This is a genomic window from Alcaligenes endophyticus (assembly GCF_026344035.1).
In the GTDB taxonomy this organism is placed as follows: domain Bacteria; phylum Pseudomonadota; class Gammaproteobacteria; order Burkholderiales; family Burkholderiaceae_B; genus Alcaligenes; species Alcaligenes endophyticus.
Genome location: NZ_JAPKND010000001.1, coordinates 647,364 through 668,490 on the forward strand (window position 1 = coordinate 647,364; position 21,127 = coordinate 668,490).

The window sequence follows — 21,127 nt, forward strand, 5'->3', positions numbered from 1 at the left end:
TATTAAAATGTACGGCGGCAGTGTTGCTCGTAGTATTGAGCAACGTTCAATGCGTCTGGAGTGCGTAACACCGCTTGCTGATACTGTGCCCCTAAAGCGTTAAGTTGCTTGGTCCAGCGCTGTAGCATGGCGTTATCCCACTTGTGTGTTGATAAGCTGGCGGCCAGATCATGATGGGTTTGTTTGACCGCTGTCAGCGCTTGTACATTACGTTCATAGTAGGCATGGGTCTCGACCACTTGTTGGTCTAAAGCTAATACGTTCTGTAAGGCCTCGCGCTGTTTCATCCAACTGGGCGTGGCGGCTAGGTTAAGGTTGTAATCCCGAATAGCGTGGGCTAGGGTTCTTGCCTGCACGCAAAGTAAAAACTCGGCGCTTTCTTCGGTATCCAACAAGATGTCCACCAACGCTGCTACGGCTGGGTCGGCATCGGTCACTAACTGGGTAAGCAGTACATTTTTTAGCTCATTAAGTCTTAGGTCAGCAATGGCCAGTAAAAACTTTTGAATGTTTTTTACTTTATCCATATCAAGCTTGGTGTCAATAATCCCTAGTTTGTTGATGGCTTCTATCGCTTTTTCGCCTTCTTCCCTTAGTTTATCTATCGAGCTCTTTATTTCATCTTTCGTGTCCGCATCGTCTATTTTTTCTAGCAATTTTGCGTAGTCTTGCAGTGTTGCTGCTGCGTTAAATTGTGCATTTTTTTCGTTAATGATTTTTTCTTTTATAGCCGATATTTGTTCGAGGGTAAGCTCTTGCTTTGTTGCTTCTTGCTCGCCAGGATAGGACAACAAGTTCTGTAAGGCTCGTTCTTGATCTACCACACGAAAATAATCGATGCTTTTTGCCGACTGCTCCGCAATACCCTCTATGGCCTGTGCATAGGGTTTCACCGGTATGGTTTTTTGACAAGCTGCCAGTGCGGTGCATAAGGCAAGTAAATAAAATGAACGCATCACTCAAGCCCCCTAGCAATTAGTCGTAGGGAAAACTATAGCGAGTATTTATTATTATTTTTACTGATCGATTTATTTTTAATTTTCTGTCGCTTTATTCTATTAATTACCCCGTTTAGGGTAGATGTAATTTCTAATTATATTTTTAGAATAATAGGGTTTTACCTTCGCTATAGATAAGCCTTCATTCAGCTAGCACACCCCCAGTGCTAGCTTAGCCTTATGGGTGTGCCCCCCTTTTAGAATGAGGCTTGGTATTGCAGGCCTATGCCGTGGTCGGGCCCGCCGTTGCGGCTGTGGCTGCCCATATAGTGCAAGGCTAAGGTTCCCCGTTTACCTAGCGGGCTTTGTACATTGGCTGACCAGGCCCAGCTTGCCCCTAGTTTGTAAGGGCTTTGATCTACTACTGGGCGGTGGGCGGCATCTACAATGGTGCTACGAACGCTGGCAGGGCTGGCGTGCCACCCTAGATTGAACATAATGGAAGCTGGCATTGCCCAGCTTTTTTTATGCCAATTCCAACTTAGCCCTAGCCCGGGCTGATGCTGCCAGCGTTGCTGTACCTGTAGGCGGTCGGCGTTGGCTAAGGACAAGGTAGGGGGTTTGATGTGAACGCTGTCCCAACGCCCCCATACGTCCCATTGTTGCTCGCTGGTTTGCCACAGGGTATAGGCCAGTTGAGCATGGGCATGGCGGCTGCTTAGGGTTTGGCTGGCTGCCCCTAAGGTGCCTTGGTCGCGCAGATGGTGCCACCCTAGCGCTAGGCCGGCTTGTGCTTGCCATACTTTTTGAAAAGGCTGGCTATACAACAGCCCCAGTTGCGCTGAGTGGGCGTTACTGCGCTGGCTTGCCCCCTTACCCGCCCCTTGCCAACGTTGCTGAATAGACGCCATGGCTACTGACAGCTTAGCTCCGCTACGCATAGGCTGTGTGTACCCTAAGGCTAACCATTCTGCATGCCGTGATAGCTGATCACCGTTGCCCACGCGCAAATGATGCTGGCCCCGATGCTGGGCCCATGCCCACCACTTTTGTTCTGTATTGTTGGCCACTTGGCTACGCTGTATACGGGCGAGCTCGGTGACGTCTTGGGCCACACTACTGTAGATGGCGTTATAAGGATGACGTAAGCCACGCTGAACGGGTGTGGGGGCTGCCTCCAGGCCTACGCGTGGGCTAATGCGTAATCGTACTGCTTGGGGCTCGTAATCTAGGCTTGCCTCTAGCTCGTCACGATTCAGTACTAGCTGGCTGAGTTCCCCTTCTACGATGTCTTGGGCACGGACGATGATATAGGCCTGCTCGTGCTGCCACTCGCCGGGTTGAGCTCGTACTTGTAAGGTACCGGCTAGTTGAGAGCTATAGGTGTCTAAGGCATCGTGGCTGCCATCTGGCCATACACGTAACACCAGTTCGCTATCAGGGGCTAGCGTGAAGCCCCGCCGCACGGTCATCAAGGCAGGGCTAGGGCCGGTAAAATACATACGGGCCCCTGGTAATAGGCGCAGGTTCTGCACGGCACCACTTTGTGCGTGAAGCTCTGCCTGGACATGGATAGAGCCCGGCATCAAGTTGGCAAACAGCAAGCTACCCTCTTGCACCACCACCAGCCCGTTAAAGTTATTGCGTAGCTGTTCGGGCCAGCGCAATTGGCCCGCGCCGGTTTTATGTAGCACGCCATCGCCATGTATATCGCCTAACTGCTCGGCCCAGCCTTCGTTAACGTGCCAAGTTAGGGCTTGGTCCGCCTGCTTAGTCAGGTAAATCTGCCCCCCTACGCTTACACCCGGGCTGTATTCCAAGCGGGTACCTGGCATGAGCCGTATTCCTTGCTGCATGTCTCTAAACGCGCTGCTACTTTTCACGGCCAGGCTGCCTTCTTTAACCACCACATTACCGGTTAAATAGGATTCGCCTGCCATCTCTAAGGCCCCTGCACCGGTTTTATAAATGGTGCTGGTTCTGGCTTTAGGATTACGCATCTCACCGCTTAACCCCAGCCGTGCGCCCTGATCCACCTGTATGTGGGCATCCCACCATATAAAAAAGGCCTTGTCGGTATCAACAAGACCTTTAACCTGTAACGGTAGGGAATGGACTTCATACACACTACCGCTACCAAAATCCTGTTCACGTTCTATGGTGTGCACAGGTGTAGGCACGGCATAGGCTGCCTTGACCGCAAAAAGGGTTACCACTAAACCTAGACAAGTTTTCATAACACACTCCATCAAAGAGACGAAATGTTATAAAAACATACAAATCAGAAACATTTATTGATTAAAAGCAATGTTTTGTTACGTTGGGGTGGGCGTTTTTGTCCCACACGCGTGTATTTCAATACGCCTTGTCCCCGACGTCGCTTAGCTTAAAGAAGCTGGTAACATCCCTAGTAAGGCAGAACGCATAAAGCCGCCATCAATCACAATATCCTGCCCATTAATGTAACGTCCTGCATCGCTGACCAAAAAGGCAACGACATCGGCCACCTCATCAGGGTGCCCTACCCTACGGCTTGGAATGTTTTGTACGCGTTTTTGGTACAAGGCTTGGTTTTGATAGTATTCCTCGGCCATAGGGGTACGTATCATGCCCGGGCTAACGGAGTTAGCACGCACGCCTTGCGGCCCCCATTCTGTGGCCATTTGTCTGGTCAACCCTAAAATACCTGCTTTACTTGCCCCATAAGGCCCCACGTCATTCGGCAATCGTGCGGTAATCGACGATAGGTTAACAATGGCTCCACCGCCTTGTGCCAACATGGGGCGTACCAAATGCTTGCTACACAGGAAGGTGCCGCGCAGGTTCACATTCATGATGTTATCCCACTGCTCTACCGGCAACTGATCTAGGGTTGGTAAGCCCGCAGGCATGATGCCGGCATTATTCACCAAAATGTCACAACGGCCAAATTGAGCCATAACGGTCTGCGCTAACGCTTCGATGTCTGACTCTACGCTGATATCACAAGCTTGTGACAACTGAGCGCCGGCTACTTGCACCGAATGCTTGTCCACTGCCACGACGATCGCTCCCATCGCGCTTAAGCGCGCAACTATCGCTGTGCCCAATCCCCCCGCTGCTCCCGTTACGATGGCCACACGGTTAGCCAGCGCCTGTGAGGTATACACTTCTTGTCCACTCATGGTTTTCTTCTCGTTGTAAAGGGGCGGTTAAGCCCCATATTTTTTAATCGAATAACGGTGTGCTCACAACTGAGCACTTGCCTCAGTCTGACGTTTCAGTAAATCTAAAGCCACATCCACAATCATGTCTTCCTGCCCGCCTACCATGCGACGACGACCGAGTTCAACCAAAATATCAACGGTTTTCAGCTGATATCGTGCGGCGGCTTGCTCGGAATGGCGCAAGAATGAGCTATAAACACCTGCATAGCCTAAGGCCAAGGTTTCACGGTCTACCCTGACTGGACGATCCTGTAAGGGGCGCACGATATCGTCGGCGGCATCCATTAGCTTGTATAAGTCTGTGCCGTGGTTCCAACCCATGCGCTCAGCGGCAGCGATAAACACTTCTAGTGGTGCATTACCCGCCCCCGCCCCCATACCGGCTAGGCTGGCATCTACTCGGTCACATCCTTCCTCAACGGCAACGATGGAGTTAGCCACCCCTAAACTAAGGTTGTGATGGGCGTGCATGCCCGTTTGAGTCTCGGGCTTGAGAATGTCTTTAAAGGCCCGGAAACGGTCACGCACATCTTGCATGCCTAATGCCCCACCGGAATCAACCACGTAACAACATGTAGCGCCGTAACTTTCCATGAGTTTGGCTTGTTGTGCTAGGCCTTGCGGGGTGTTCATGTGACTCATCATTAAGAAACCGACCGCTTCCATACCTAAGTGGCGTGCATACTCAATATGTTGGCGAGAGACATCCGCCTCGGTACAGTGGGTAGCGACCCTGACGACTCTTACTCCTGCCTCGTAGGCAGCTTTTAAGTCATGCACGGTTCCAATACCCGGAATGAGTAGCGTGGTTATCTGGGCTCGCTGTACCACACTGGCTACCGCTGCAATCCATTCAAGATCGGTATGTGCCCCAAAACCATAGTTGAAACTGGAACCCTGCAAACCGTCGCCATGGGCCACTTCGATGGAGTCAACACCAGCCTGGTCTAGAGCCTGAGCAATTTGTTTAACTTGCTCGACCGAGTATTGATGACGAATAGCGTGGCTACCATCACGTAAGGTGACATCTGAGATATAAATTTTTTTATCGTTCGCCATCATGCCGCTCCTTGTCCATTTTGCATCACCTCTGTGCATCTACTCGCTGCCATAGATTCTGCTATGCGTAAGGCAGCACTAGTCATAATATCTAGATTACCTGCATAGGCAGGGAGGTAATGAGCCGCGCCTTCAACTTCTAGAAACACCGAGGTTTTTAACCCTGTCATGGCAGCGCCCACACCTGGAATACGTATGGCTTGCTCAATACGCTCAAATTGCACGGCTTGTTTCAGCCTATACCCTGGCACATACGCTTGCACGCGCGCCACCATGTCCTCGATAGCTTTGGCAACCTTCGTCTCGTCTGCCATTTGGCTTAAGGTGTACACCGTATCGCGCATGATCAAAGGAGGCTCCGCCGGGTTTAAGACAATAATCGCTTTACCCTTACTCGCTCCGCCCACTTGCTCGATAGCTCTGGACGTGGTTTCAGTGAATTCATCAATATTGGCGCGGGTACCTGGCCCTGCACTTTTGCTGGCAATAGAGGCAATAATTTCCGCGTAATGCACAGTAGCCACCTGCGCCACTGCCGCCACAATAGGTATGGTGGCCTGGCCTCCGCAGGTGACCATATTAACGTTCAAGGCATTCACGTGCTGCTCGCCATTCACCACAGGTATACACGCTGGGCCAATCGCGGCTGGGGTCAGGTCTATCATGCGTAAGGCGGGCTTTTTACTGCGTAGCAAGGCATCATTTTGCACGTGCGCTGCCGCACTCGTCGCATCAAAGACGATATCTATCTCTTCAAATATGGGCAAAGCCATCAAGCCTTGTACCCCTTCGTGGGTGGTTGCCACACCCATACGACTGGCGCGTGCTAGGCCATCCGATGCAGGGTCAATGCCAACCATGGCAGCCATCTCGATATTTTCTGCATGGCGCAGAATTTTAATCATCAAATCCGTGCCAATATTGCCGCTGCCTATGATGGCGGCCTTTAGTTTTTTACTCATTGCTTCACCTGTAATACCTTGGCGCACCCATTACGCGTGGTCAAAAAGAGCCGTCACATTACCTAGCCCTTCAATATGAGCCGTGTAACGCTTACCTGACTGAACGTTCACCATGGGGCCTAAGGCTCCCGATAACACGACATGCCCTGCCTGTAGGGGAGCCCCTACTTGCACCATTGTGCGCGCTAGCCACACGACAGCGTTTAAGGGATGCCCTAGGCAGTCTGCCCCTTTTCCCACGGATACTGCTGGCTGCTCATCACAACTAAGCGTCATGCTGCTGGCGCGCAAATCCAATTGATCCAGCTTTTTTGGGCTGCCACCCAGCACAAACGCCGAGGCAGATGCATTATCTGCCACAGTGTCCACGAAGCGGATATCCCAATTGGCGATGCGGCTGCCTACTATTTCTAAGGCTGGGACGGCAAACTCAACAGCTCTTAATACGTCGATAAGGCTGGGACGCTCCATATCTAGGTCACGCCCCAGCACAAAGGCCACTTCGGCCTCTACTTTCGCTTGATGTAAGCAGGACATGGAAATAGGCTGTCCTTCACCAAACCACATATCGTCCAGTAAGACGCCGTAGTCAGGCTGATCTACACCCAGTTGTTGCTGTACCGCGAGCGATGTTAAGCCTATTTTGCTGCCTACAATGCGAGCTCCGGCCTGCAGCCGTAAGTCCGTATTAATTTTTTGAATGGCGTAGGCATCGGCTGCTGTAAGCTCAGGATAGGTGTTTCTAAGGGGCGAGATATAGTTTTCTGTGGCTGCTGCCTGACGTAGCGATTGCGCCGCTTCCTGATGTAGTAAGTTTGCGTTCATTGCTTTACTCCGCAAAAAAATCACGTACTAAACGGCAAAACTGGGCCCCTTTTTCAATTTGGGTCCAATGGCCACAACGACTAAACAAATGCACTTGGCTATCATCTATCCATTCGTGCAGAGTTAACGATGTAGACACTGGAATGACTTTGTCGTCACGACCATGCACCATCAAAACAGGATGCCGAATACTACGAATATCTTGCTCTGAATGTGCCATTGCCTGCACCCAACGCTGCCGCGGCGCAGGAAACATAGACGCAAAAGCTTCCTGTGTACGCAAGCTAGCGATATGACGTGATTGCACTAACTGATCATTAATAAGACTGGCATCGTAGGCAAAGGTCTCGGCCATTAGGGCACGCATGTTCTCTATCGAGGGCTCGTAGCCCCAGACCGCATCTAAACCGGGCGTCAGCTCAAAGGGCACGCCCACACTGCCCATCAGCACGACTTTATGTACTCGTTCGGGGTGGTGGATCGCCAGCGCTAAGGCCATAGAGCCGCCAAACGAGTTACCGATGACATGCACTTTTTCTAAACCTAAGGCATCTAGAAAATCCAAAATTTGCTGTAACCAGCGCTCTCGGGTGTACTGAATATCACTGGGCACTTCGGTGTATCCAAAACCAGCCAAATCTGGTGCAATCAAACGGTACTGATCCGCCAGCTCGGTTAATACACCACGCCAGTTAGCCCAACCACTGACTCCGGGCCCGGAACCGTGCAATAGTAAAATAGGGGGGCCATCGCCCGCGTCTTGGTAGTTAGTCACGATATCGCCAGTTTGAATTTTCTGACCGATCTCAGGATTAAAAGTATTCATAGCGTTGCTTAAAAATAGGTGAGAGGGATCGCTGTATACATCACTTAGTGGGTCGACGTCGCCACACTAGCCGTGCCGTACGTGCTTCAGATGTGTCCGCCTCAAGGCGCGCTTCTAACGCTATATCACCGTTCTCGAGCACACGCACTTTGCGTTTTTGCACACCTCCAACCCAGTTGGGGAATACGCTAAAGTCCACGTGATGAGTAACAACATCACCGTCCAGCGTCCAACGGCCTGCGTAACTTAATACGCTGTTATAAGCGGCTGCTTTTTCTACGTCTGGCGCATTCCACTGCCCTCCTTGCACAAAGTGGGCCCGCTCTTTACGTGCAATAAACACAATCATGTCGCCATCTTCGACATACCGCACAAAGCCTTCTATGTGCTCACCAAAAGGCAATACTCGCCGTCCGTCATCGTAAGCCTGCTCAAAAGTCACGATATCCCAACGTCCTACTACATCCACCTTCATAACGACTCCTTATTACTGTCCTTTTGGGGCAATTCTGGCGGTAGCGCTAACGGTGCGCGTACACCACGTGCGGACAGCTCTTTCAGTATTTGTCGTGCGTCCTCACGTAAATTGTCCGGTAACCATGTTCTATCATGTCCCCACAGGCTTAAACCCGGTAGCTCCTCAACTTGCCAATCGGGACCAATCACGCGCCCAGCCCACCCCAGCTCTAGCATCCAACCATCAGGGGTTTTTAAATAAAACGAGGTGACGTGATCGTTGATATGGCGTCCCAGGCTGACCCCTATTTGCTCGGGCTGTGCTAAGGCCAAATCGTAAGATCGACCAATGTCATCAAAATCGCGGTATTCGACCATCAAGTGGTAAATGCCAGGGCCTGTCCCCGCATCGGCAATACCAATGGTGTGATGGCGTGGATTAACATGTAAAAATTCAACTTTAAATGGCTTGGTGGCTCTATCACTTAAGCGAAACTGCAGAACACCCCGGTAGAACGCCAGCATTTCCTCGTACTTGCCTGCTTTTAGCGCCACATGCCCCATGCCAAGATCACCTGTTCGAAAGCCCCCTGTGGGTCGACCTCCCTGAAAAGGTGAATCTGCATTTTGTAAGCCATAGGCGGCTTCTAGTGGGTTTCCATCGGGGTCCTGAAAGTAAATTAAGCCTTGCACCTGTCTTAGCTGGCGTTCGGTTTGAGTCGATGGCTGCCACGCCACACCGGCATCACTGAGAGCTTGCTCTAACTGCGTCAGCTCGGCCTCGCCCGCCACGCTGAATCCCATAGTAAGACTAGGTTTTGTATGTTCCGCCAACACCACTAAGCGTTGGGCTTTCTCATCCAGTCGTAAATGCACACTTTTACCGGCCTCAAGCACCGTGGCCTGCATACCCACCTGCGAGACAGCCATTTCTGTCCATGCCTCTAGGTCGTTGGTTCTGACTACGACATAGGCTAACCCATCAATCATCCTGTCTTCTCCTTGTCTAGCTGGCTTTGCATCACCGCCAGAACGTTTTTTCCAGTACGTTCGATATGTGTTCTGAGGATCTCGCTGGCCCGCTCCGCATTGCGTGCGTAGGCGGCCTCGTACAGTTGCTCATGCTCTTGCGTCACGCGATGATCGGGCTCGCGATTGCGTAGGCACACACGCCGGTAGCGGTCCGACATTTGGTGCAAGATGTGGCAAAAGCGGATCAATAAAGGCGAATGACAGGCGCTGATAAGCGTCTCGTGAAATACGTGATGCCGCTCTTCCCAGCTTCCTACCTCCTCAGAAGCCCAACGCCTGCTCTCGAAGTTTTGTAAGCGTTTAAAGGCCGCCATTAAACTCAGCTCCCAGGCTTCATCCCCTAAGCGTATCGACTCTTGTAACGCCTTAATTTCTAAATCAATGCGGATTTTTTGCAGATCCATGAACTCTTCTAGGCATAAGGGTGCTACTCGGTAGCCCCTCTGCCCATTGGCTACTAAGAATCCTTCGGCTACCAAATGGGAGAGCCCTTCTCGGATAGGACTAAGACTTAAATTGAAGCTTTTTTTCAATTCGTCTAGTTGCACCCTAGAGTTGGGAGCGCGACTGCCTGCGATAATCTGGGCACGTAAGCCCTCGACAAAGTCTGTCGTTGCACGTGCCGTTACCGACTCATTTGTATTCAGAAATGCGCCGCTTAAATCCACCATTGGTAACCTTTTAAATAGTCAATTTGCCGTCTAATTGTCGAGCAAAATTTTTCGCTTCTCTATAATGTCCTTTAAGCGCACCGAATCTTGTTCCAATAAGGTCGAAAACTCTTCGGGCGTACGGAACGAAATCACTTCACCCCGATCCAAAAAGGTCTTAATCACCTCGGGGTTACTCAACTGCTCAGCAAAAGCAGCTGACAGCTTATCTACCGCGCTTTTAGGCATCCCCTTAGGGCCCACCACACCAATCCAAGCCACCATTTCGTAGTCAGGCAAAACCGAGGCTAGTGCTGGTACGCCTGGCAATTGAGCAATGGGTTCTTTGGTAGTGACCCCCAATGCCTTAAGTTTGCCATCGATAATGTGCGGCAGGGCAACGTTTGCACTGGTTAATAACAAATCTAATTCACCGCCCAGCATGGCTACGACGGAAGCTGCCGCCCCTTGATACGGAACATGAATCATTTCTGCGCCCAAGCGATCGCTAAGATCTTCACCCGCCAAATGAGCGGTAGACCCAATTCCCCAACTGCCGTATGTCAATGGCTGCTTGCTGTCTTTAATCCACGCGAATGCCTCTTCTAAGGTATTAACCGGCGCATCCGGCTTGGCGAGTAACACTAAGGGGGAAACCAACAACGTGCCCACGGGCTCAAAATCACTAACCTCGTAAGGCACTGATTTTAAAAGGTAAGGGTTGGCAATTAAGGTGTCTGTTGCGATAGCAATGGTGTAACCATCAGCAGGAGCCCGAGCAGTGGTTTGCATACCAATCACCGTGGCTCCACCTGCCCTGTTTTCAACGACGAAAGACTGCCCCTGAAGAAAGTCCTTCATCTGCGTAGACAAATAACGCGCCGTAAAGTCAGTACCACCACCTGGTGAGTAGGGAACGATCCATCGTATAGGACGCTCAGGGTAAGCCTGATCAGCCGCAGCCTGACCCACTCCAGTAAAAAACAATGTCAATGCTGCGGCAGCGTTGACTAACTTTTTCAAACTACTCATTGAATGTCTCCATCGCACCGATTACCTCAGCGCTTCTTTGTTAGCACCTAAAACAAACCATGTATTTAATTACATCATACATAATTATTAATGTAGCACCAAAGGAAAACATCATACGTAATTACCCTGAGCGCATGACATACTTTGCTAGTAAGCTAATTACTTCTACACTTATTACTCAGCCCAAGGAAGGCAGCCGCCGCTATCTTGGTATAAGGACCTACACCATGAAAACTGATCGCGACTTTTTACTTGTAGCCCTAGAGCAAGCCCGCTTAGGCGTCGCCGAAGGCGGCATGCCTTTTGGGTCTGCTTTGGTAGACGGTGGGGTGGTGGTAGCAAAAGGGCGTAATCGTCAGCTACAAGATGGCGAGTATTTCTCGCATGCAGAAACCAATTGTTTGGCCCCCTATTTGAAACGCCCCTTGCCAGCAGGCAATCAGGCTGTTCTCTATGCCACTGAAGCCCCCTGCCCCATGTGCGCCGGTGCAGCCCTTATTAGCGGCATACGAAAAATTGTCGTCGGCGAAAACCAGCACTACGCAGGCGCTGTCGACTGGCTACGTCAAGAAGGGGTGGACGTCACCATTTTGAATGACCAAGACTGCATCGACTTAGTCTCTGACTTCAAAGCAACATTTCCGGAAAAGTGGGAGACGTTTAGTGCGGGTTAGGGTGTAGTAGATGACGACTAGGAGTCCGATCCCAGCGCTTCCCCACTAATCACTGATATTACGCAAGAGAAAGTCATCAAAGAGAGGAACAGTAAAAGCAACTTCCCCATACGAAGGGCTATATATCATGCCTTTTTTTATTATTGACGACCTAATTAAGCTTAACGATTTTATATTTGATTGCATAGCCTTGGCCACATCCACTGACTTATAAGGGGCTTCACCTAATGAAGCCATAGCTCTTACATACTCTTTTTCTCTGGCTGTTAACCTGTCTAAGCGAACGTTAAAAAAACCATTATCCAGACTATTAAATACAGCCTCAGAGGCACTTTCAGCATCACTTTTTGATATTTCCTTAGCGTGTTCTGCTTGATTCCATACCTCAGACCCCCACTCTTGAATAAAGTATGGGTATCCTTTTGTTTTTTTATATATAAATGAAAGGGCGTCTAAAGATATTGACTCTTTTAAATTAAAAATGGGAGTTGAAATCGCAGAATACGCCTCTTTTTCTGTTAATGCTCCGACCTTAGGATACGAAAATAGTCGTTCTGCATATGATTTTGCATCACCTGACATAGCGGCAAGTTGAGGCAGTCCAGCCCCAAAAAATACTATGGGATAAATTTTCTGGTTGCAACGATGCAATGCAACAATAAGCGCAGACAAGTCTTTCTCTGATAAATATTGAACTTCATCTATCAAAATAGTCCAAGCAACTCCAGTATTTTTTAATAGCTCCCCAATGGTTAGGAAAAGCTCAGCCAAATCGGACTCAAGCCTACCGCTATCAGCAGCACCAATCTCTGCTTCAACATTTATGCTTAAATCACCATAAGTAAAATTAAAATTAGATAAAAATGACTTAAAAACCCCCCAAGCTTTAGAAATGTAATGTTTCGCAGCTTCTAAACCAGATAGCTTTTTTAGTAGTTGCTGCACCTGGAGGTTGAGAGATTCTATTAAATCTATTTTCTCATCTGCTTCTATGTAGCTTGTGTAATGCCCATGTGTTTTTGCGATTTCTTCTATCTTATTTAAAAGCACAGTCTTTCCAACGCCCCTTAGCCCTAAAAGCATCTGAGATCGCGGCTGGTTTCCTGCGTTAGCCCTTTGTATAGCGATAGTAGCGTTGTTAACTACTTCATCCCGGCCTGCTAGCTCTGGAGGCTTCGTTCCGGCACCTGGCGTAAAAGGGTTAGATACGGGATTCATTTAACTACTCCATAGCGCAAATTTGTTGATACCAAAAAATTAGTGCTTTCGCTCTAGCGAGAACACTACCTAGTGTCAGCGTACCTTCTTACTTAGCCGTAAGTTATAAATTATCACTCCGCTCTATCTATTAGGTGCTATCTACTGTCCTCTTTGCTAGGACTAAATTGTCGCCACTCTCCTAGAAAGCTAAACAGTTCTGTAAATTTCTATGGAGTTCTGTGAAGTTCTATGTGGTTCTATGCTGTTCTTTGGCTATGTGATGCCGTCTCATAACTCTACTGTAAAAAGACTACTGGTTATCCTCAACACAAACAAACGACTTCTTTTAAATTCTTTATAACTATATATAGTTCTATATATATCTTTCTCTTAATGAGTCGCGATGGCCGCTCGCGGTACGCCAAGCGAGTCGGATCCATGAAGTTCTGTTCCATTCTTTGCTGCTCTTTAACTAAGTCGACTGGCTACGCCAGAAAGGGGTGTACGTTACCATTTTGAACGACCAAGACTGCATCGACTTAGTCACGGACTTCAAAGCAACATTTCCGGAAAAGTGGGATACGTTTAGTGCGGGTTAAAAACCGATAGACTGCTAATGAAGCGAATAATTAACGCTTTTTAATGTTCACTGAGCTCTTCAGAAATACGGGTAGCCTCATTCTTGAGCATGGCCGCGACTTCTCGGCGTCGACTCAACTGCATTCTCCCTACGCTTGCTGCGATGCTCAGGGCGGCCACAGGCTGTTTAGCCAAATAAATCGTCACCCCTATGCCACACATACCCTTTAATAAGTGCCCAGGGTTGAAGGCATAGCCGCACTCGCGCGTTTCGGTGATGGCCTGAAGCAAGAGCTCCAATGTAACGCCGGGGTAAGAGGATAGCCGATAACTATTTCGTCGTAATACATTCTGAACCTCTTCATCTGACAACGCTGCTAATAAGGCCAACGCCCCTGAGCCAACGCCTAAAGGACGCCGGGTACCAATACTTTGGGTTAAGGCTTTGACCGGAAAAGCACCTTCGCGTCTGTCAATACATACCGCGTCTAAGCCGCTACGTATAGTCAACATCACCGTATCGCCCGTAGCAACGGCGAGTCTTTGCAAGCTAGTCTGTGTAATGGCTCTTATATCTAGTCGATTAGCTGCTCGCTCGCCCATTGATAAGAACTCTAACCCCAAATAATACATGCGACTGCCTGCCGCTTGCTCGACAAATCCACTTACCACTAAAGATTTAAGCAGGCGATGCAAGGTGCCTTTACTCAGACCGCTCTGAGCCTGTAAGTCGGAAAACCGCATCCCTGTCGATGATACGTTGAACGACAAAATATGCAGTATCTCAAGCGCTCTACTAACGCTTTGCACGGTATCCGAACTGCTTAATTCACTGCGCTTAACGAGCTGCTTTCCCATACTGCCTCCTCTCCCCCGTTCTGCCTTGCGGGACTATATTTCCGTCTTGCGGAACTTTTTCGTGTAATTGATAAGTTTATCCTACTGTCCTAGTAGAGTCTAAAGCAGCTTAACTTAGGCAAGGCCGGGACGCAAAATGAACCACGCAAGCAACGAAACATATAGCTGGAGCCATCAATTGTGGGGCGATAGGGTTAGCCCAAAATTCCTTAACGACTTAAGAGAGGCGGTCAGCCAAGACGTCATACCTTTTGCGGAGCTTATTGATCGCGACGACCTGTATCCCTTAGAGTCGGTCAAGCGGTTGGCCCGAAAAGGCTACACCTCCCTACTTCTGGATGAGCAATGGGGTGGCCAAAAAGCTAGTTTCCAAGAGTGCACTGCATTGTTTGAGGAGGCCTCTTATGCTAGCGCTGCGGTGGGAATCAGTCTAATTACCATCTTGCAGGCTCAAACGATCATTAAGCTATTTGGCGCTCCATCATTACAAGAACTGGTTTTACCCCAATTCAAACAGGGCTTGATCACTTCGTATGCTTTAACAGAGGCCAATCACGGTAGCGACATTCGACAACTAGATACCAAAGCTTATCGGGTTGCCAACGGATGGCGACTGCAAGGAAGAAAGTCATTTATCACTTCTGGCTCTGCAGCGGAGGCCTATATTATTTTGGCGCAAACTCCCGTTGGCGTTTCGACGTTTTTTGTACCTGCTCAGCTACCTGGAATTTCCACTGAAGAGGGAAAAAACGCGAGCACTTTTGGGCTGCGTAACGGCCCACATGTTGATTTAATTTTAGATGAAGTCATTGTTCCAGAAGATCATTTGATTGGCACCGAGGGTAAAGGGATACGGCAAGCTCTGACCACCCTTGATTTCTCTAGGACGGTAGCCGGTGCTATTAGCATCGGCATCGCTCGCGCAGCTTTTGACCACGCGCTACGCTTTGCGGCAGCACGAAAAGCATTTGATCAACATGTACTCGATTTTCAAGGTATCCAATGGTATTTCGCCGACATGATGAGCCACATAGACGCAGCCCGCCTACTTGTTTACGAGGCGGCAAACGCTCTGGACCAGCATAAAGACATAGATAGGTGGTCCAGCCAAGCTAAGTTGCTAGCCAGCCAAGTTGCTACGCGCTGCGCAGAAAAAGCCATACAAATTTGTGGTGCTTACGGCGTTACCGAAAATGCGCCATTAGGGCGCTATCTGCGAGATGCGAAAGCCTATGAAATCGCAGGGGGTTCATCTGAAATTTTAAAAAACACACTCGGCAAACACTTGATTCAATTTTCAAAGAAAAACCTCGCCACCTATTAAACGTTGAGCATTAACGATCCGAAAAGGACTATAACGTGATCACTAATTATTTATATGAGCATGCGACTAAACAAGGCGACAAAGTATTCCTAGTGTATGGGGACACAGAGTTCAGCTATGCTCAGATGGCTCAGTTGGTATCAACCTTGGCCCTACAGTTGCAAGCAAAAGGTGTTACAGCTGGTAGTCGGGTTGCTTTGTTATGCAGTAATCGCCCGGCATTTCTAATTAGTTGGTTTGCTATTAACGAGCTAGGGGCGGTTTGTGTACCGCTGAATGTGTCGTTAGTAGGTGATAGCTTGCGCTATATCTTAGGTCAAAGTGAGGCTAAAACTTTACTCATTGAACCGTCTTTACAACAATTGCGGCTTAATGACCTTCAGCAGTTGAGCACAGACATAGTTACGGTCCTCATCAACGACTCTATGGAAACCTCCTGCGGTACAACAACACCTTCTGGCCGGGTAGGAGGCCATAGCACCGACCTATTAGCAGCCAACAGCATACTTTACACATCTGGTACCACAGGTCTGCCCAAAGGGGCGGTATTGCCCCATCAAGCCTATGTATCTGCTGGCCACGACATGGTGAAATCATTACAACTCACACGGCAAGATCGCATCTTGGTATTCCTGCCCCTATTCCATGCGAATCCGCAAATGTACGCGGTCAGCTCCACATTAGTGAGTGGAGCCACCATGATTCTATTACCTCGTTTTTCAGCCAGCCAGTTTTTTAATGAAGCACGACACTATGAAGCCACCGGCTTTACCTATGTGGGTACAGTGCTATCCATACTAGAAAAACACCACCCTACAGCAGAGCACAATCATGGTCTGCGTTGGTGCGTGGGAGGCGGAGCTCCGGCGAGGGTCTGGAATGAAGTCAGTGAGCGCTATGGCATCAATGTGAATGAGCTATATGGTATGACTGAAACTGGTGGTTGGGTCACGATGAACACCCAAGAACACACCCGAGTAGGCTCAGTGGGCAGGGAGCGTCCGAACATCCGCATTTGCATTAGAGATGAACACGGCACGCCTGTTGCTATGGGTCAAAAAGGGGAAATTACTGCGTATTCAAAAAAGAAAGGCGTATTTTTTAGCGAATACTGGAACAATCCTGAAAGCACAGCGACAACGCTGAAGGATGGATGGTTGTATACCGGCGATCGAGGCTACCTTGACGAGGATGGCTATCTCTACTTTGATGGCCGTATCAAAGAGCTGATTCGTAGAGGGGGAGAAATGATCGCCCCCACAGAAATTGAACAACAGCTACTCAAACATCCAGCCGTATTGGACTGTGCCGTAATTGGCGTTGATGACGAAATAATGGGCGAAGAGGTGAAAGCAGTGGTAGTGGTCAACACTCCCGTGCCACCTCAAGAACTACGTTCTTTCTTAGCCGAACGTATTGCCGCATTTATGCTTCCTCGCTATTTTTCGTTTATTGACGCTATTCCTAAAACAGAAACACAAAAAGTCAAAAGATATGAGCTATCTGCTTTACAGACAGAAGTAATAGATACCGTGGATCCGCGTTAATTGAAATAGGCTACACACAGGAGACAATGATGAAACGCTGGAAAAATAGACCAGAGGGCTCTAACTGGGGCGAGTTTGGTGACGATGATCAACTAGGACGGTTGAACTTAATAACACCCAATAAAGTTCTAGAAGCGATCAAAGAGGTAAAAGTAGGTAAGGTATTTAGCCTAAGTTTACCCTTGGACATGCCCGGAGGGAGCGTATTAAACCCCGCTCGCCACCCCCCGAAACTTACTGCTACGACCCGAACCGATGGGAAGCAAGTTTACCTGCACTCATTTAAAGATGATCACAACACCACCGATGTTGCCTGCGATGACATGGTTACGATGAGCTTACAGTATTCTACTCAGTGGGATGCACTGTCGCATATAGGCTCGCACTTTGACGCTGATGGGGACGGAACAGCCGAGAAAATATTTTATAACGGCTACAAGCCACAAGAACATTTCTCTCATCCCGCACACACCCCAGACGGTTCGTCACATGCTCATCGCCTAGGCATTGAGCATATGGCCCAGCATGGTGTTCAAGGTAGGGCTGTCATGATTGACTTACGACGTCATTTCGGTGATGTGAGAAAGCTAGTGGGTGGCAAGGAAATACAAAAAATTATAGAGATAGACGGTATCGATATACGGCCAGGAGATATGGTTTGTTTACATACTGGCTTTACCGATGTCGTGATGTCTATGGGCGGCAAGCCCGATGCCGATAGACTTGCTGCCTCTTGCTCCGTACTGGACGGTTTTGACCCCGCACTACGTCAATGGGTCACTCAGAGTGGACTGTCCGCTCTTATTGCCGACAACTATGCGGTAGAACATCGCCCTTACGATTTCCAAGGTGATGGATGCCACGCCCTTTTACCTTTACATGAACTATGCCTGTTTAAATTAGGCATACATTTAGGTGAGCTTTGGTATCTAAGCGACTTAGCACAGTGGTTGCAAAAAAATAATCGTCACGCATTCATGCTAACAGCACCACCGTTGTATTTACCCGGTGCAGTAGGGTCGCCGCTAAACCCGATCGCAACGGTTTAACAACCACCTATTACATTTACATAAAGGTAGGGGAGACATGATAAAACTAATTCGTTCCATCGCCATTTCTTGTTCAGCGCTATCTGCTTGCCTAGGCAGCTTCAGCCCAGCTCATGCAAACACGTGGCCTACAAAACCGATACGCCTGTTGGTTGGCTTTGCCCCTGGGGGTCCCACAGATGTCGTGGCAAGAATTATTGCCGAAGAAATGGGTAAGGAACTTAAGCAACCCATAATTGTAGAAAATAAGGCAGGCGCAGCAGGTAACATCGCCGCAGCAATGTTAAAGCAGGCACCGGCAGATGGTTATACCTTGCTGTATAACACCTCATCTATTGTGATCGCTCCTTGGGTGTATCAACAAGTCGGGTTTGATCCCCTGACCGATTTCACCCCCATTGCATTAACCGCCGCGGTACCGTTGGTCTTGGCGATTAATCCAAATGTTAATGCTGGCTCACCCCAGGAATTGATCAATTTACTGTTGGCTACGCCTGACCACTATAACTACGCCTCTTCGGGAACAGGGGCGATTGAGCACCTTACAGCGGCGCATATGCTGAGCGCAGTCAATGCCAAAGCTGTGCATGTTCCATATAAAGGCACAGCACCTGCCCAAGTAGATTTAATCGCTGGAGCTACGCAATTTACCACCACAACATTAAATACAGCTATCTCACCCGTAAAGGCAGGTCAGCTAAAGGCGCTAGCAGTGACCAGCAAGGAGCGCACCCCCGCTATGCCAGATGTACCGACTTTATCTGAAAGCTTAATTCCTGGTTTTGAAAGCCTTGCTTGGCAGGGCATTGTGGCACCTCTTGGTACGCCAACAGAGCTTGTCACCATACTTAATAACGCCATCAATAAAGCCCTACAAACTACCCAAGTTCAAACGAAGCTCGCTCAACAAGGCACTATCGTACTGGGAGGTAGCGCGACCGAATACAAGGACTACATTGCTAGTGAGTATAAACGGTGGGGTGAAGTGGTGGAGATCGCAGACGTTGCTCTGGACTAAACGTCTCCACTTCGAACACACATAACCACCACGCCCATTAAGGCTTAGGTATTACAAGAGAACCCAGCATTATAAGTTGGGTTTCTTCTTTCGAGGCAGCCCTTAAGGGCCCTTGCAGGACTACGGCATAATAGGCCCATATCTGCTTCATGGATGAATGATCTAAAACACACTCCTGGCTAATAGACACTGTGAAACAATGCCTTAAATAGCGGTTTTTGTAAGTATTGACGGTGCTCAAACGCCGTATCGCATGGCCGCAGGAAAGTCGATGGTGGCCAGTTGTTGTAAGGCCTGTTCGTGCAACTGGTGATAGCGCGCGTGCTTGGTGGGGTCGTCACGCAAGGTGGGTGATGCGATGACTTGGCGACAGGCGTCTAAAATGGTTTTCCAAGCTTGGGCCGCTAGTTCGGGCTCCCAGTCGGCAAGATGGTAATGCTGGCAGTCGTCTGCCAAGGCCTGCACGTAGGGGATGGGGTCGGCATCACCGCGTGTGCTGATAAATAGTTCAGCCATGGCAATGCGGGCACGGAACTGGTCGCGGCGGGCAGAGGTTTGACGCGACAAGTCGTGATAGATGCCCATAGCCTCGCTGGCTTTGCCTGTTTGCGCTATTTCTTTTGCGCGGTCAAACGCGTTATCTGCGCCATCACCGCCTGCGCTGCCAGCCTGTTGCGCACGGCATTCGTCTAACCACTGCTGCGTTTCGTTGCTGGCAAACGGCGTGCCATCAGAAAAGGTTAGGTGTTCAATGCCGGGCAGTCGCTCAAGAAAAGCTAGGACGTTTTTAATAATCGCTTGGCGCATGGGGGCTCCACGCGCCTCTTGCATGGCAAACCCACGTGCTGATTGGTAGTCGAGGTCTAGCCAGAATGGAAAGGTGGGCAGGCGGGATTCACAAAACTCGATAATGCCGTCTGCATTGCCGGTACCACACACGACTTGGTAGGCGTCCATAATCGCCACGGGTGGAGGCATCAGGGCGGTGGCGCCTTGCTGGGCAGGCGGGCTTTGTATCAGGGTGCTGCGGGCCGCGAAACGATTCATTTCGATGGCTAAAGGATTAAAACGATCCACCGCCATTAGGGCGGCGCCCAGTTGCCCTAGCGCTTGGTTCACAGGGCCCAGGGCGTGAATGATGTCATCTATCGATGCCAAGTTCTGCGGCGTCATCGGCAATGTCGGTATGCTGATACTGGCTGTTTGTGATGGCGCTGGTGGAGCTACTGATGTTGTGGATGGCTCACGAGCAACCGGGGTAGCATTGGGCTGAGCCGCTTGTTCCGGCTGGGGCGCGGGTGCTTGAGCCGGCTCGTCAGCGGCTTCCGGCACGGCCGCCTGCTCGATCACATCGAGCGATTTGAGTTGGCGCACAAAGCTGCTCAACACGGGCCCTTCAGGGTCTTTGTCGGAAAGCGTCCGGTCGATTTTTTCAGCCGCCTCGACCAAGGCTGTCCAAGTCTGTGGCTCAAGGGGCGGCAGGGTTTGATTACTTAGCCATGCCGTACTGCGCTCTACCCACCAAGTTAAGGCATTGCGCCGTCCGCGTATGCGTTTCAGCGGGGGGAAACCGGTTTCCCAATAGTGCTCGATATAGTGTGCGTGCAGTTCGATTCCGGCCAGCAAGCCGTCAATACCATGGCGCTCCACCCACGCTGCACTGACCCATGCTGCTAGCATAAAGTCTTTACTTTGGGTGGCAAGCAGCTCGCTACCTTGCTTTTCTACCAGAGCCCAGTCGATAGGCGCGGTGGCAGACAGGCTGGTGAGCTTTTCCATCTCGCTCGCCACGACTTCGTACGCGTCGCTAGAGCGCGCTTCGCTACCAGCGGGGGAGGCGTCAGAGATGGGTGTAAACAGTGTTGTAACAGTGGTCATCATGGCAGCAGGGG

Annotated in this window: 19 protein-coding genes; 5 read left to right on the forward strand and 14 right to left on the reverse strand. The window is 49.8% G+C overall.

The genetic code is table 11. The features are described from left to right. Positions 1-2 precede the first annotated feature (2 nt). The 11 genes from OSH01_RS02930 to OSH01_RS02980 all read right to left on the reverse strand — a co-directional run bounded on the left by OSH01_RS02930 (position 3) and on the right by OSH01_RS02980 (position 10,986). A complete protein-coding gene (locus OSH01_RS02930) occupies positions 3-956 on the reverse strand; it encodes a hypothetical protein (protein WP_266122543.1) in 954 nt (317 codons plus the stop codon). A gap of 239 nt (positions 957-1,195) precedes the next feature. After that, the gene (locus OSH01_RS02935; protein WP_266122544.1) at positions 1,196-3,175 is read right to left on the reverse strand and encodes a hypothetical protein; all 1,980 of its coding nucleotides are present in this window, start codon (positions 3,173-3,175) and stop codon (positions 1,196-1,198) included. Between the two features lie 144 nt (positions 3,176-3,319). Continuing rightward, the gene (locus OSH01_RS02940; RefSeq protein ID WP_266122545.1) at positions 3,320-4,102 is read right to left on the reverse strand and encodes an SDR family NAD(P)-dependent oxidoreductase; all 783 of its coding nucleotides are present in this window, start codon (positions 4,100-4,102) and stop codon (positions 3,320-3,322) included. A gap of 63 nt (positions 4,103-4,165) precedes the next feature. Continuing rightward, complete coding sequence (gene dmpG / locus OSH01_RS02945; RefSeq protein ID WP_266122860.1) at positions 4,166-5,203, reverse strand: 4-hydroxy-2-oxovalerate aldolase; 1,038 nt, start codon at positions 5,201-5,203, stop codon at positions 4,166-4,168. Further along, positions 5,203-6,165 carry an acetaldehyde dehydrogenase (acetylating) gene (locus OSH01_RS02950; RefSeq protein WP_266122546.1) on the reverse strand — a complete coding sequence of 321 codons (963 nt, stop codon included), beginning with the start codon at positions 6,163-6,165 and terminating at the stop codon, positions 5,203-5,205. The genes dmpG and OSH01_RS02950 overlap by 1 nt, the downstream gene beginning before the upstream one ends. 30 nt (positions 6,166-6,195) lie before the next feature. Further along, on the reverse strand, positions 6,196-6,990 hold the full coding sequence (locus tag OSH01_RS02955; RefSeq protein ID WP_266122547.1) for a 2-keto-4-pentenoate hydratase: 795 nt from the start codon (positions 6,988-6,990) through the stop codon (positions 6,196-6,198). 4 nt (positions 6,991-6,994) lie between these two features. Continuing rightward, on the reverse strand, positions 6,995-7,816 hold the full coding sequence (locus tag OSH01_RS02960) for an alpha/beta fold hydrolase (RefSeq protein ID WP_266122548.1): 822 nt from the start codon (positions 7,814-7,816) through the stop codon (positions 6,995-6,997). 40 nt (positions 7,817-7,856) lie between these two features. Further along, positions 7,857-8,291 (reverse strand): lipocalin-like domain-containing protein, encoded by a 435-nt coding sequence (locus tag OSH01_RS02965; RefSeq protein WP_266122549.1) that lies wholly within the window; start codon positions 8,289-8,291, stop codon positions 7,857-7,859. Next, positions 8,288-9,262 (reverse strand): VOC family protein, encoded by a 975-nt coding sequence (locus OSH01_RS02970; protein WP_266122550.1) that lies wholly within the window; start codon positions 9,260-9,262, stop codon positions 8,288-8,290. Before OSH01_RS02970 ends, OSH01_RS02965 begins: the two co-directional genes overlap by 4 nt. Next, positions 9,259-9,975: a GntR family transcriptional regulator gene (locus OSH01_RS02975; RefSeq protein ID WP_266122551.1), complete on the reverse strand. Its 717-nt coding sequence runs from the start codon at positions 9,973-9,975 to the stop codon at positions 9,259-9,261. The genes OSH01_RS02970 and OSH01_RS02975 overlap by 4 nt, the downstream gene beginning before the upstream one ends. A gap of 30 nt (positions 9,976-10,005) precedes the next feature. Then, positions 10,006-10,986 carry a Bug family tripartite tricarboxylate transporter substrate binding protein gene (locus OSH01_RS02980; protein WP_266122552.1) on the reverse strand — a complete coding sequence of 327 codons (981 nt, stop codon included), beginning with the start codon at positions 10,984-10,986 and terminating at the stop codon, positions 10,006-10,008. A gap of 227 nt (positions 10,987-11,213) precedes the next feature. On the opposite strand from OSH01_RS02980, the gene OSH01_RS02985 reads away from it, so the two are divergent. After that, entirely contained in the window at positions 11,214-11,660 is a 447-nt protein-coding gene (locus OSH01_RS02985; protein WP_266122553.1) for a nucleoside deaminase, read from the forward strand. Between the two features lie 45 nt (positions 11,661-11,705). Here the strand turns inward: OSH01_RS02985 and OSH01_RS02990 are convergent, their stop codons facing one another. Together OSH01_RS02990 and OSH01_RS02995 are read right to left on the reverse strand one after the other, a co-directional pair. Further along, positions 11,706-12,878, reverse strand: a complete 1,173-nt coding sequence (locus OSH01_RS02990; RefSeq protein ID WP_266122554.1) for an ATP-binding protein — start codon at positions 12,876-12,878, stop codon at positions 11,706-11,708. Positions 12,879-13,499: 621 nt separating this feature from the next. Continuing rightward, positions 13,500-14,297 (reverse strand): IclR family transcriptional regulator, encoded by a 798-nt coding sequence (locus OSH01_RS02995; protein ID WP_266122555.1) that lies wholly within the window; start codon positions 14,295-14,297, stop codon positions 13,500-13,502. Positions 14,298-14,433: 136 nt separating this feature from the next. Between OSH01_RS02995 and OSH01_RS03000 the strand changes: the two genes are divergently transcribed. Genes OSH01_RS03000 through OSH01_RS03015 form a run of 4 tightly spaced genes read left to right on the forward strand, consistent with a single transcriptional unit; the run spans position 14,434 to position 19,235 of the window. Continuing rightward, positions 14,434-15,621: an acyl-CoA dehydrogenase family protein gene (locus OSH01_RS03000; protein WP_266122556.1), complete on the forward strand. Its 1,188-nt coding sequence runs from the start codon at positions 14,434-14,436 to the stop codon at positions 15,619-15,621. 35 nt (positions 15,622-15,656) lie between these two features. Then, positions 15,657-17,168 carry a class I adenylate-forming enzyme family protein gene (locus OSH01_RS03005; RefSeq protein WP_266122557.1) on the forward strand — a complete coding sequence of 504 codons (1,512 nt, stop codon included), beginning with the start codon at positions 15,657-15,659 and terminating at the stop codon, positions 17,166-17,168. 26 nt (positions 17,169-17,194) lie between these two features. After that, positions 17,195-18,217 carry a cyclase family protein gene (locus OSH01_RS03010; RefSeq protein ID WP_266122558.1) on the forward strand — a complete coding sequence of 341 codons (1,023 nt, stop codon included), beginning with the start codon at positions 17,195-17,197 and terminating at the stop codon, positions 18,215-18,217. Positions 18,218-18,254: 37 nt separating this feature from the next. Beyond that, positions 18,255-19,235, forward strand: coding sequence for a Bug family tripartite tricarboxylate transporter substrate binding protein (locus OSH01_RS03015; RefSeq protein WP_266122559.1), 981 nt, complete (start codon positions 18,255-18,257; stop codon positions 19,233-19,235). 237 nt (positions 19,236-19,472) lie between these two features. Here OSH01_RS03015 and tssA read toward each other — a convergent pair whose 3' ends face one another. Continuing rightward, on the reverse strand, positions 19,473-21,116 hold the full coding sequence (gene tssA / locus OSH01_RS03020) for a type VI secretion system protein TssA (protein WP_266122560.1): 1,644 nt from the start codon (positions 21,114-21,116) through the stop codon (positions 19,473-19,475). Between the last annotated feature and the right edge of the window lie 11 nt (positions 21,117-21,127).